10 protein-coding genes are annotated in these 13,064 nt (G+C 48.3%); 2 read left to right on the top strand and 8 right to left on the bottom strand.

Annotated elements, in window-relative coordinates; genetic code table 11:
- Positions 1 to 18 precede the first annotated feature (18 nt).
- The 5 genes from MHB37_RS09145 to MHB37_RS09125 all read right to left on the bottom strand — a co-directional run bounded on the left by MHB37_RS09145 (position 19) and on the right by MHB37_RS09125 (position 6,742).
- Entirely contained in the window at positions 19 to 1,404 is a 1,386-nt protein-coding gene (locus MHB37_RS09145) for an ABC transporter substrate-binding protein (protein WP_076191140.1), read from the bottom strand.
- A 93-nt stretch (positions 1,405 to 1,497) separates the two neighbouring features.
- Entirely contained in the window at positions 1,498 to 3,114 is a 1,617-nt protein-coding gene (locus tag MHB37_RS09140; RefSeq protein ID WP_340394384.1) for a response regulator, read from the bottom strand.
- A 7-nt stretch (positions 3,115 to 3,121) separates the two neighbouring features.
- The gene (locus tag MHB37_RS09135; protein ID WP_076124874.1) at positions 3,122 to 4,891 is read right to left on the bottom strand and encodes a sensor histidine kinase; all 1,770 of its coding nucleotides are present in this window, start codon (positions 4,889 to 4,891) and stop codon (positions 3,122 to 3,124) included.
- A 45-nt stretch (positions 4,892 to 4,936) separates the two neighbouring features.
- The gene (locus MHB37_RS09130; protein WP_076125141.1) at positions 4,937 to 5,755 is read right to left on the bottom strand and encodes a carbohydrate ABC transporter permease; all 819 of its coding nucleotides are present in this window, start codon (positions 5,753 to 5,755) and stop codon (positions 4,937 to 4,939) included.
- Positions 5,756 to 5,845: 90 nt separating this feature from the next.
- Positions 5,846 to 6,742 (bottom strand): carbohydrate ABC transporter permease, encoded by an 897-nt coding sequence (locus MHB37_RS09125; protein WP_036683990.1) that lies wholly within the window; start codon positions 6,740 to 6,742, stop codon positions 5,846 to 5,848.
- Between the two features lie 236 nt (positions 6,743 to 6,978).
- Between MHB37_RS09125 and MHB37_RS09120 the strand changes: the two genes are divergently transcribed.
- Together MHB37_RS09120 and MHB37_RS09115 are read left to right on the top strand one after the other, a co-directional pair.
- Positions 6,979 to 9,519: a heparinase II/III family protein gene (locus MHB37_RS09120; RefSeq protein ID WP_248547630.1), complete on the top strand. Its 2,541-nt coding sequence runs from the start codon at positions 6,979 to 6,981 to the stop codon at positions 9,517 to 9,519.
- Positions 9,520 to 9,545: 26 nt separating this feature from the next.
- The gene (locus MHB37_RS09115; protein ID WP_036683993.1) at positions 9,546 to 9,866 is read left to right on the top strand and encodes a cupin domain-containing protein; all 321 of its coding nucleotides are present in this window, start codon (positions 9,546 to 9,548) and stop codon (positions 9,864 to 9,866) included.
- A gap of 67 nt (positions 9,867 to 9,933) precedes the next feature.
- Here MHB37_RS09115 and MHB37_RS09110 read toward each other — a convergent pair whose 3' ends face one another.
- Genes MHB37_RS09110 through MHB37_RS09100 form a run of 3 tightly spaced genes read right to left on the bottom strand, consistent with a single transcriptional unit; the run spans position 9,934 to position 13,038 of the window.
- Positions 9,934 to 11,061, bottom strand: coding sequence for a glycoside hydrolase family 105 protein (locus tag MHB37_RS09110; protein ID WP_248547631.1), 1,128 nt, complete (start codon positions 11,059 to 11,061; stop codon positions 9,934 to 9,936).
- A gap of 47 nt (positions 11,062 to 11,108) precedes the next feature.
- Positions 11,109 to 12,173: an alpha/beta hydrolase family protein gene (locus MHB37_RS09105; RefSeq protein ID WP_248547632.1), complete on the bottom strand. Its 1,065-nt coding sequence runs from the start codon at positions 12,171 to 12,173 to the stop codon at positions 11,109 to 11,111.
- Complete coding sequence (locus MHB37_RS09100; protein WP_076191130.1) at positions 12,148 to 13,038, bottom strand: pectinesterase family protein; 891 nt, start codon at positions 13,036 to 13,038, stop codon at positions 12,148 to 12,150. The genes MHB37_RS09105 and MHB37_RS09100 overlap by 26 nt, the downstream gene beginning before the upstream one ends.
- Positions 13,039 to 13,064: the final 26 nt, after the last annotated feature.

The raw sequence follows: 13,064 nt of genomic DNA, 5'->3' as shown, positions 1-13,064 counted from the left end.
AGAGGCGTCTTTTTCGATTTATTTGGCCAATGATCCCTGCAGGGAACCTGCATTGAAGTCCGGCTGTGCTTCGATATCGGTGTCACCTGCGGCTTTGGCTTTTTCAAGTGCCGCATTATAGCGAGTATTCAAGTCCTGAAGCTCTTTATCTAAATCTCCACCACCAAAAATGTATCTATTGAAGACATCAACCTTCTTTAGTCCTTCCAGACGTCCCTCACTGATAACCATCGGAGTCGCTGGATAAATCCCGTCTAACTTCGTAGGCAGAAAATCTTCAATTCCTGCAATGTCTGGTGCCTTGGCAACAGTAGCAACCGATGGGATAACCGAAACCCCATACCCTGCTTCCTGGTAAGCAATCTGCACATCATCACTGTACATCCATTCAATAAACTTCCAAGCTTCTTCCTTATGCTTCGAATCCTTGCTCATAGCCAAATAACTTCCTGCAATAACTTGGCTGACACCCTTCTGCTCCCCGTCAATGGTTGGAGGAATCGCAGCTGCCCAGCGAATTTCAGTTGGGAATTGGGTTTTGTAGACCGTCGGCTCAACGGAATGGTTGAAATACATACCGATCTTGCCTTGAGCAAATTGCGCACGCAGCGGGTCGATATCAAGCGATTCCGATCCTGGCATCATGCTTCCATCCACCTTAATCTGCCGCAGCGCCTCAGCAACCTCTTTATAGACGCTAAAATCAAATTGCCCGGTCTGGAAGTCGAAGCCCTCTGTGCCCTTAGTCTTGCTAAGTGTTGTTATTGGATAAGCGATACGCTCAAATCCGCTGGTACTTTTGAAATTACCCGCGAAGCCGTAAGCGCCTATATCTTTTCCCGCTGCCGTAATTTTCTTGGCATCCTCGACCATCTCTGCGAGTGTGGTAGGCGGCTCTGTAATGCCAGCCTTCTCGAACAAATCTACGTTATAGATGAGGCGCCAGAACTGACCGATATTGGGAAGGCTATATATTTTGCCGTCAACGGTATTTTTCTCGTTGATAAGTACGTTCTCGAACCGGCTCTTCATCTCTGGTGAAATGTAGCTATCAAAAGATTCCAGATACCCTCTTTTGACCCATGTTGGCACGTTATAAGTATCCACCCGGAGAATATCAGGCGCCTGCATGCTGGAGAAGGCAATATCCACCGACTGGGTATAGTTCTCTGCCATAACCTTCATTTCAATCTCGATATTGGGATTAAGACCTTCATACTCACTGATCTTTTGCTCAATAAAATCAGAATCATGACGATCAATGGTCCAGTAGACCAATTTTGTTTTTTCGGAGTTTGTATTGCTGCTGCTTACCTCCGTATTAGATTCGGATGATGAACAGGCGGCCAACGAGCCAGCCAGCATCAGCGAAACCCCAGCTAATATCCATTTATTTCTTTTCATCTAAAATGCCTCCCTTTTCTTTTGAAATCGCATTCATTTCTTAAGAAAATTATAATTCCACTGCCCTTTTATCAGTGAAGGAGAAAACAACTGTCAATGGGAGACGAAATCACTGTTTCCCTCCACTTTAGGCAAGCTATATTTTGCACGAAAGTCAGTCGGCGTCATTCCGGTGTATTTTTTGAACTGCTCTGTAAAATAGGGTCGATCCTCATAGCCCAAAGAGATGGCAATATCCTGAACCTGTATGCCTTCCAACACTAGCTCCTTGGCTTTGTCCATTCGTCTTCCGATAATATATTGGGCGAGTGTCATCCCCGTCTCCTTTTTAAAAAGATTGGAGAAGTAGCTAGGACTAAGATGCACCTCCCGTGCACAGTCGGCGACGGATAGATTTCGATGCAGATTTCCATTGATATGAGTGATGGCCCGATCCACAAGCATACGCGCGTCACTGCATTGGCGTTGTTGCAAATACGTACAGCCCAAACGGCAAAATTCCCGAATCTGGCGGCTAAGATCTTCAAAAGAGACTGCACTGCTCATGTCTGCAAGCTTATTTTCCAGAGTTTTAACTTCCGAATCCGTTGCTTTTTCCGAAAAAATCCGATGGATAGAATGAGCCAGTTCAAGACATAGCGTCTTAACGATGGACGGGTTAGGCGTTGCCGGTGCAGTAATCCAATCATGCCAAATATGATCCAGCTGCTCCTCTGCTTTGGACAAATTCGCCGAACGCAGACAATAAAGCAATTCTTTCTCCTTGTCATATGAGTATCTGGGTAGCGCGGCATTCACGACTGCATCTTCAACATAGGTGTACACGCTGTTCCCACCGTTCAGAAAGGTGTTCGCAAGTGCAGACAGCGCCTGCGCATAGGAAGCAGAAAGCTGCCCTACCTCCTCCACCTCTCCACCCAGTCCAATGGATACCGTCTGGTACGTATACCGATGTACATTTTCCCGGCATTTCTCTGCAAGTTGCTCCATATTCGGCTCCGCCAGAGGGTTCATCACAATAACGAACTGATTCACATTTTCCCGGAACACAATGCCCCGAGTGTATTCGGATATTGTATTTTCCAAAATATTCTGTACGGCAAAGCGGATTAATTCCACCTCGGAAACCGTAAGTTCTGATGTACGTTCCACAAAAAAATCCACTTCCGCTACCATCACGCAAAAGTTATGGTTATTCATCTCGATATTGTAAAAATCCCACTGCTGGCTCAAGTGCTGCTGCCTAGTTCCGTAACGGATGAGCAGACGCATATATTCCTGACGCAAATAAGGTAAGCTCTCGCGCAGCTTTTGTTCCATGCCCATCATCTGCTCAGCTTGACTGCGTTCCCGCTCCAACACTTCTTTGGCCTTCAACACGGATTCAAGCACTTGAACCTTGGTATACGGTTTTACAATCAGATCAAAGGCACCCAGCTTAACTGCTTCCTGGGCATAGGTGAAATCAGAATAACCCGTCAAAAAAATCAGTTTGATGCCTGGCTGCTCGGCTTGGATGCTCCGCATCATCTCTAAACCATCCTTAAAAGGCATTCGGATATCCGTCAATACAATGTCAGGACGATGCTTGCGGATCTGCTCCAGACCTTCTTCCCCGTCTGCCGCGGTGGCCGCGATCACAATCCCATGTTCCTCCCAAGGAATCCGCTGCGACAATCCGCGGACCACTGCAGGAATATCATCAACAATACATATTTTAATTGAATGGGCGCTCAGGATTTATTCCCCCTTCCACAGGAATGGATAGAACAGCTTCGGTTTCAACACGCGGACTGCTTCGAAAGACCAATCCGGCTTCTTTGCCGTAGTACAGCTGCAGTCGGCTACATATATTAGACAGAGCATAACCTCCACTGCCGTTCGGCTCCTTCAGCCAGGCATTGAGTTTCTCCGCATTCATGCCGGTTCCGTTATCGGTAACCCGGATGAGCAGTGTGTTTTTGGCTACTTCTACAGAGATCCGGATCACTCCCCCTCCCCTTAATTCCTTAAGGCCGTGCAGGATTGAGTTCTCCACCAAGGGCTGAATAATAATTTTCAATACAGGAAGCTCCAGCAGTTCCACTCCGGCATCAATTGTATAGTCAAACAACCCTTCATAACATTGCTGCTGAAGGTTTAGATACTGGCGGACATGTTCCAGTTCCTTGCCTAAGGTCGTAATTTCCTGCCCGTTGTTCAGTCCCAGCTGAAACAGTGCAGACAGCGAAATGACCATCTGTTTCACATCTTCATATTCATCCATCTCACATTTCCAGAAAATCGTGTTTAATGTGTTATATAAAAAATGAGGCTCGATCTGCGCCTGAAGCGCCTTGATCTCCGCTTTTCTCTTTTCTTTTTCTGTATCCTTGACTTCAGCAATCAACTCACCAATCCGGTCCAACATCTGGTTAAATTTGCGTCCCGCCTCCCCAATCTCATCCTGGAAAGGACTCTGGAAGCGTGCACTGAGATCCTCTTGCTCAACACGAGACATCGTCCGTTGCAGTTTCAGCAGCGGTCCCAGTAGCAAAGCGGACAGATACCTTGCAAGGAAAAGCGCGATGACGATACATGCCGCCATGATCATCAACACCAGCCATTGAATACTCCGAACAGGTTGCAGCAGTTCCTTTTTGGACAGGTAGCTGACCAACACCCAGTCTTTTGCGTACCCTGAACTGGCATAGCTGAGCAGCATTGGCCCATCCCCAGCAGAATATTCAAAATTACCCCGGTCTGCTTCCCTCAGTTTGTCCAAAAACACAGAGTCCCGAGACCATTCCGGACGTCTCCCGTCTCCGAAGACGCTTGTTCCCTCTTTATTGATCAGTAAAAAACGTGCGGAGCCAAGACTCCCGCCTCCACTTACAGTATCTTCAAGAATGTCCTCTTTTACATTAACGATCAAAAATAGATCAGGGACATAATTGTCTGTAAGCGGCTGCAAGACTAGGGAAATAACATGGTGTTTCCCGGCAAATAGCTCGTCCCGATGACTCTCCACCCAATTGGTTTCAGGTTTCTCCTTAATCCGTTGATACAGCGAAGATTCTAGAAATGGGGTCAAGGTTCTGCGCTGATTGCTGGTAGAGTAGAAATCCCCGTCCGGCGTACTGATCAAGATAGATTCAATGGAGTTTTCCGTCAACTCTACCTGCGTGAAGGGCGCTTGCAGCATAGAAAAATTGGCAAAAAAACGTTCCATATTATGAGCTTTAATATCCCGGATGGTCTGCTGATAAGCTTCGCTCAACATCATCGTGGAGGAAGCCACAATGATTTGCTTTAACTTCTGGTCCAGAACATTGATTGACTGAGTCAGCACATTTTGATTTAACTCGACAGAGTTACGCTCCATCGCCCGAGAAGCGATGGAGTAAGCCAATAAACCGGTGACAGAAATACAGAATACCGTCAGTGCGGTAAAAGATAGCCATATTCTTTTCTTCAAAGAGGTACGATAAACCCAGGCCTTCAGCATGTATTCACATCCTTCTTGAATAACTGTCCGAAGCCCGCCCCGAATTTAGCCCTTTACAGAGCCAGCTGTCATCTGCATGAACGATTTATTAGCGAAAATATAGACAACAATCATTGGCAACATGGACAGACATGCACCCGCGAGCATCAATTGAGGTTGCGCCGCATCGCCGATACCATATTTTAGCCCCGCCAATCCTACGGTGAGTGTCTGTAATTTTGGCTGTGTCATGGTAAAAACCAGCGGCAGAATATATTCGTTCCATGCTCCGCGGAAGGTCCAAAGCGCCGTGACTCCAAGGGCGGGTGTCAGAAGCGGTAAGATAACTCGAAAGTATACGCTATAGAAATTACAGCCGTCAATAAAAGCAGCCTCATCCAGATCCTTCGGAATCGCTCGTACAAAACCAATCAACATAAAAAATGCCGTGGCATGCGCACTAATCAGAATAATAATGACACCCCATAACGATTTCTGTAGATTAAGCGCTACCATAAGGTCAAATTGCGGCCGAAGCACCACAGCACCGATCGAGATGAACAGCGTGCAGGACTGAATTACAACATATATACGTTTCCCGTAAAAATCGACTCTCGCTACCGCATATGCGGCCATCGTTCCAATGAATAGAGTGCCTAAGGTGGTAAAGATACTGATAAACACACTGTTCCATGTAAAGCGGGCAAAGTTAGCCGAATTCCAAGCCTGCGCGTAGTTTCCAATCTGCCATGACTTAGGCAGCAAGGTGGTTCCTGTCGTCAACTCCAGATTGGTCTTAAGGGATCCGAAAAAAGCCAGAATAATCGGAAACAACGCAAAAGCCGCCACTATAAGTAGAAAAATCCACAGCAAGGTCCGGGACAGCACCGCTCGGGTCTTGAAGGACCGGACAGGCTGGACCGAAGTGTTCTTCGTCTCCGCATGTAATGTACTCACTGTTCATTCTCCTCTCTTTTAATAGATATCATTTAGCTTTTTAGATACATAAAAGTAGACTAAGGTAATCAGACCTACAATAACTGCTGTGGCAAAACCAACCGCACTACCGTAGCCAAATTGCTGAATGCTTGTACCTCCACTGGATACAGGGAAGAACAGCTTATACAGGTACAGGTACATAACTTCCGTCTTGCCATAAGGACCGCCTTCGGTAAGCACCATAATACTCTCGTAGCCTTTTAGGGAGGCGGTAATAGCGAGCATAATGATCATTTGCAATACAGGTCCGAGCATGGGAACGGTGATGTTCCACATTTTTCTGAAAGGTCCAGCTCCATCTATAGATGCCGCCTCATAGAGATCCTCAGGAATGTTCTGTAAACCAGCGATAAAGAGCAGCATATAGTTACCGATAGCCCCCCATATCGCAATCATAATAGCGGTTAGTAAGGCATATTTCGGCCCTAACCAATCTATCGGAGCGGAAATAATTCCAGAGCCGACCAATAGCTGGTTAACCATCCCGTTGTATGAATTAAAGATAACGTAGAATACGATGGCCATAACCGAAGCACTGATTACGGTCGGCATAAAGTAAATCGCTCTTAGCAGCTGCCGCCCTTTCAAAGCACGATTGAGGACAACCGCCAGTAAAAATGATAATGGCAAGGTGATGAGCAGCTTGCCTCCAGCGTAGATAAAGGTGTTGACCACTGACTTCCAGAATTCCTTATCCCTTAATAAGCGCTCGAAATTCTCCAGTCCGATAAACAGGGGTTCGCCGAAACCCTGGTAATCATAGAACATGTACTTCAGAGCCCAAAAGATCGGATATACTCCAAAAACCAGCGTCAGAATCAAACTGGGAGCAACGAAGGTCCAGGCGTTAATTTGACGTTTTGATAAATTCATTTATTGTTCCTCCTGTCCATTGGACTAAGCTTATGTCCTTAATGATAATTCTATCCGTTCGTAACGGTTAGGGAGAAAGCGACTGCGCTTGGGGGAGAATTTCACTTTTTCAGTTGCTTTGTCCCCTTTCCTTCATTTGTTTATCTATCCCGTCCTTCGTAAAGCCACGTTTATACTAATTAAGAGAAAGCTCACCCACGAACCATGACTACTTTACAAGGAGGTTAGAACTACCGATGATTTCAGCATATGGTGGCGGTACACGCCCCTTCGGATGTTATACCGAAGGAGAGCTTGAGGGCATACGCCTTAGAATCGAACAGCTTCCCAAGGTCCGGCAAGAGTACGAAAGACAACAACAGCTGTCTGAACAATTTGCCAGCCGAGAAGCTGCTGCGCCCCTCCATAAACTCGGGGTGTTCCGGGTAGAACCCTTTGTTTTTAAAACCCCTCCCAGAACGGCCTTCCTCAAGCTTTCTGTACAGATTCGGGGAAAGGGCACGGCGTGCATCGGGGGCTTGCGTCTGACTCATTCGCAGCTTGGCTTGCCGGTTGAACTAGCGAATGGCGGTCTAGAATCTGGGATGCTGGGGTGGAGTCAAGACCGAGAAAACGGAAGCACAGTATATCTAGAGAAATTGGCCAGCTGGCAGCAAGGTCTCCAGCCATCTGGTGTAACCCCATCTGGCGCTAGTCTGGCAGACGATTTGCAATGTATCTGCATCAGTAATGAGGAAGTGAAAGGATTGACAATCCTTCATTATGGAGAGACCATACCTGTATATGAAGGTGATCATTACAGCGTGCAGACGGCGCTCAGTCTGGAAGCTCCTCTAGGCGAAGGAATCTGCATCGGGGTCCATTTTCTAAATGCTGCGGGGCAGCCGTTAGGAACTGAGCTGCTCTCCCCGCTTTTTAATCGGCCGACACTTACCAATTGGGCCTACCTGCTGGAGGCTACGGGAGCGGACGCCAATATGTATATGATCACGGGTGAAAGTGAATTTGCGGTTCGAGCCAAGCAAAAGCTCCAGTACATGCTTGCCGATATACGGGTAGGCATGGATATTTTCCGTAGAGACGGCTGGCATGACGATGATACTTACGGCGCGGTGCATATCGGGAGGGGGCTCGCTGCTGCTTCGGTAATCTACGATCAGATTGCTGGCAGCAGTGTATTCCTCACTGGAGAAGAAACCGAACTTCTCGCTCATTTCCGCTATATCGCAGACATGATGATGGATACCCACTACTACCGGTTTGATCTAGAGACCTTCCCAGATGAAAAGGGAGGAAAACGCAGTAATTGGAATGCCGACCGGGCAACCGGACTGGGTGTATATGCCCTCCTCTTTCCCAATGAAAAACAAAGTGAGGCATATCTTGATCATGCCCTCTCTGTCATCAACTGGCAGCTGGCAGAAGTGGTTGATTCAGACGGCGCATGGCCAGAAAATATTCGCTACCATGGCGCAGTATTGCATCGCTATTTTCTCTTCTTCGTCCTATTAAAGCGTTTGAAGGGCATTGATTATTTCAAGCATGAGAAGGTAAAGGGCATGTACCGTTTCCTAATCGGAACAGTGACTGCACCAGATATTATTCAAGGCGGCTCTTCTGGCTCCCCCATCCTGCTTACACCAGCGGTCGGCGATGCCAATGTGCAGGAAAAATGGTTTCGCCTGCTTGGATATGCGGCCCCATTCTATATGGACGAAGACCCCCAGCTTGCCGGGGAAATGCTCTGGACGTGGAAGCACGGCGGAGAACCGATTGAGGATAGTGGCGCATTTCCTCTGCCTCTGGTCGCGCTGTTATATCCACAGCCCGATTTAGCAGAACAAAGGCCTGCACTCGACTCCGTACATTATCCCGATATCGGTTATGTCATCTTCCGCAACGGAGAACAGAACCTTCAGCATTATGCAATCTACGAGGCGTCTCCGCTGACTTATCACGCTCATCATGATGAAGGGCACTTCTCCATCTGGGCAGATGGTGTTCCAGTAACCCTTGATTCTGGAACGGGAGGTTATTATAACGGGGATCGGCATTGGTATGTGTCCAGCGCAGCTCATAATGTTGTTCAATTTACCGATTCATTCGGAAATTTTGCCAATGGGCCACTGCAAAGCACATGCAAGGAAGTACGCTTTTCAGAAGAGTTAGATCATGCCAGCAGTCTTATTCCAGAGGCTAACGCCAGGGAATATGAGCGGAATTTCTTGTTCATTAAAGCAGGCTTTAACGTCTACTTGATATGGGATCGAATTGAGGGAGCATCGAACAGCGTCTGGAATCTGCATACACTCAGTACTGATGCAAGTATAATGGAGCAATCCATTGATGCAGCTTGCCTGAACGGCAAGCACCTAAGCGCTTATATCGCCGAACCAGAACTTCCAGTGATTACAATGGGAGAAGGCGCTGTAGCCGGGAATTATCCGCTGGCAGAGCAGCAACATTTTCGTGTTTATGGTGGTAAAAGCGATTACGTCATTCTGCTTCATCCCCGGACAGAAGATGCTTCTTCACTACAGCTTGAACAGCTTGATTTTGAAGAGGCTATCGAAGGAGTACGCTTGTACAGAATATCCCGTACGGATGGGAAATGGTTTATCGCCGCCATCAACGGCACCAAGGAGGAACACCTTGTTACTGTTCCGGGTCTCGGACCGCTTAGGCTGCTCGGAGAACCTGAGTCAACATCCGGGCAACCTGAAGCAACCCAATTAAGAATTGAGGCAGGCAGAATTCACATCGCCATGCCCCGATAACTATATACAAGGAGGAAGATTAGAACATGAGCAATCTTGGAGTATGGGAACCAGCAGAACCGGGAGTTAAACGCTGTATCTTGAACGCTGCAGCCAGTCTGATGATGATGGAGGTTCATTTCGAAAAGGGAGCCGAGGGCTATGAGCATAGCCATCCTCACGAGCAGATGAGCTACTGTCTGCGTGGAAGCTTTGAATTTCGTATTGACGGCGAGAAGCATAAGGTAACCGCGGGGCAAAGTATTGCCATACCGCCAGATGCAAAGCACGGTGTAACCGCATTGGAAGCAGATTCTGCGCTGCTCGATGTCTTCACACCTATCCGCGAGGATCTGCTGAAACGCTAATAAATATATATCTGGCAGCAAAAAAAGGCCCAATCATTCCATTTCAGAGGGAATGATTGGGCTTCTGTTATTTTTCAGCTTGGTACCGTTCCACCTCAAGTGATGCTAATAACAATGGAGCGACGCCCATAGGCACATCCGACAATACGTCCTCAGAGATATAGTAATCGTATGAGCCATTACGGTCTTTGCTCAGACCCGCTCCATGACAGATCTGGTGCAAGTGCACACCTTGTTCATCCTCTTCAGTCAAATGCGTCAAAATGCCTTCATACCCTTGCAACATCGCCTCTATAAAAGAGGATTCCAGATAACCTAATCTTAGTCCCTTAGCCATCGCATAAACAAACATGCACGAGCCGGAAGCTTCAAGATAATTGCCTTTTCTCCCCGCTTGATCTAACACCTGGTACCAGAGGCCAGTCTCCTTGTCTTGAACCTCCAGAAGCGCGCCGCACATCCGCTGGAAAATGCCAATGATCGTCCCCCGCTGCGGATGAGTGAGCGGAAAATGCTCCAGGCAATCAACCACAGCCATCGCATACCAGCCCATCGCCCGGCTCCAAAAATGAGAGGACAATCCGGTAGAAGAGTCAGCCCATTCCTGCTCTTTGGATTCATCCCAGCCATGATAGAGCAAACCGGTCCGTGGATCACGGGTCCGCCGCTCAACCAGCAGCAGCTGATGCGCCGCTTCGTCAATCAGTTCAGGTCGTTGAAAAACCTTGCCGTATTCCGCTAGGAATGGCGATGCCATGTACAGCCCGTCCAGCCACATCTGGAAAGGGTATACCTTCTTATGCCAGAATCCCCCTTCGGAGGTGCGGGGATGTCCAATAAGCTGTGCGGCCAGCAAATGGGCTGCTTCAGCATACCGTTCTTCTCCGGTTTTCTGGTATAGCAAGAACAGGTTTTTCCCCTCGTTAATCTGGTCCAGATTGTATTCTTCCAGCCTGTAGGTACGGATGGAACCATCCTCTCCAATAAATGTGTCCATATGCCGCTCCATAAAGGAGACATACTCAGGCTGGTCGAGCTGAACACCCGCCCGGGCCATTGCCATCAGCAGCATGCCCGGAACATAAGCCCATCTTTCCAGCACATATTCATGCTCTCCCTGCTTGTTGCACCCTCCAAGAATCGTACTCGCGATTTTACTGGACAAGTGAACGGTTGTTGCTTCAGTTATAGACATCCTTATTCCTCCTTCGTTTGTCATCCATATGAAGTCTAATCTTATGCTCAAGTGAGCTGCTTGCGCAGCCAGGCAAAGGCTGGTTCACCATGAATCTCATGACCTCCGGTGAAGAAGTCCGCTTCTACCTGTCCGATATGATTCGCCGACCTGTAAATCGTCTGCAACTGGGTTAAAGCTAATTTTGTTCCGCGCGGGCCAAACAGATGATCGGCATCTCCCGATTCGAGGAACAGGCCACGAGGGGCAATGAGGCCCAGTAGGTCAGGCATCTCCGCTTCCAGCAAAATCCCTGGAATATAATTATCAAGGCAATGATTGCGTGTCAGAATACTGTCTGCGAAAGTATTGGCATACCCGCTTACGACCGCACAAGCGATTCGTTCGTCAAGTGCAGCTGTGAAGCCAGCCACCAGTCCCCCGCCGGAAATACCCATAATTCCAATTCGTTCATCCTTAACTTCTTTTCTTGTCTGCAAATAATCCAGTGCCCGCATGGTTTCGTAGATACGGTAGCCGGCCATCGTCTTCCCAACCATCAACAATGCGGATGACAGGCGGAAGCAGGAATTACGTCCAGGCTCCCCGCTTGTTAGGTCTTCTTCCAATCGTCTGTCCCCAAAGCCGAGCAGCTCCGGGGCTGCCACTACAAAGCCCTGTTTTACCAGTGAAACAGCGAAGTCTTTGTGCAGCCCGGGATCTCCCTGCCGATCCGATCCGTCCGGGTTCAAGCCTACGATCTCCCGGCTTCCATAGCCATGTCCATGAATGGCAAGAACGGCAGGAACAGGGGTAGAGAACGGCTGATCCGGGATCAGAAGATACAGCGGCATGCGCAACCCTTCATAGGTAGTTATCTCTATACGTTCACGGGTATACCCGGAGCAGACGGTTCGTTCCAGCAGAACCGGTTGCAGCTCCTCAGCTATTTCTGGAAAGCCACCTAACCGCTTCGTAAATGCTGCGCTAAGCTCATCACGCCATTGCTGAAAGGGTATGTCTTTGCTGAAAGCCGAGTTACGTTGTGCTGAACCAGCTAGTTCTTTCATGTATTGTTCCAGAGGCTCCATCCGAAGTGCTCCTTCCTTAATATCCTTCAGGATGCCAGCCATCAAGCACGGTCAGCACCCTATACTCCGCAGCTTCCTGTGGAATCAGCTGCCGCGACCATGCAGCTCTGGCTTCGGGATTGGCTCCCGGTCCACTGCTGCCATATTCTTCATAGCGGCTAGTTTCCTCCCTGTCCGGCTGCCCCCAATTATGCCAGCCTTCGCCGATAATCGAACTGTCTATGACCGTGCGGATAAAAGCCACATGTGCATAAGGGCGCCAAGGTCGGCCAAGATACACTTCACTTACACCTTGACCGCCAGTAATTTCACAATCGAGGAATACATAACCAAACGGTGCGCCTTCAGGCGTTGATGCGGCTGTAATATATCCTCTGGAACGTTTGTTATGCAGCCGGCAACGTTCAAACAAAGCCGTAGCCGCGCCAAAAATATAATCCACATCGCCTTCAATGTAACATTCGTTATAATATTGCTTTCCTTGCCCTGTATACAAAGTATCCTGATCACCCAGCAGGCGTACACGCCGGAATACAGCATGACCAGCATCAACAAAAGCAGCCACCGCCTGACCAGTGCCGGGACCTGATGCATTTCGAATGGTCAGATTTTCAGCGGTGAAATGCTCAGCGAATACATTCAGGGTACCGGATTTGAACGTGCCAATCGGCTCTCCGTCCGGACCTAAAGTGTGCGCGTTGTCTGACCAGGTAATGATGGTGGAATTCGTGTCTTCCCCCAGTAGCAGAACCGGAGGCGTTCCCTGTTTCACTGTAATTTTTTCCTCGTAAATGCCGGGTTTGATACGAATCGTCACTTCTTCCTTGTGTTCCTGTGGAATTGAATCCAACGCTGCCTGTAGACTACTGAATCCTTCGTCGACACTCTTAGAGACTGTAATTAACATCTGCGGCTCCTTTCCTATCAACCTGA

The organism is Paenibacillus sp. FSL H3-0286 (assembly GCF_045040705.1).
GTDB classification, from domain to species: Bacteria; Bacillota; Bacilli; order Paenibacillales; family Paenibacillaceae; genus Paenibacillus_AQ; species Paenibacillus_AQ odorifer.
The sequence above is the reverse complement of the archived record's forward strand: the minus strand, read 5'-3'. Positions and strand labels throughout refer to the sequence as shown.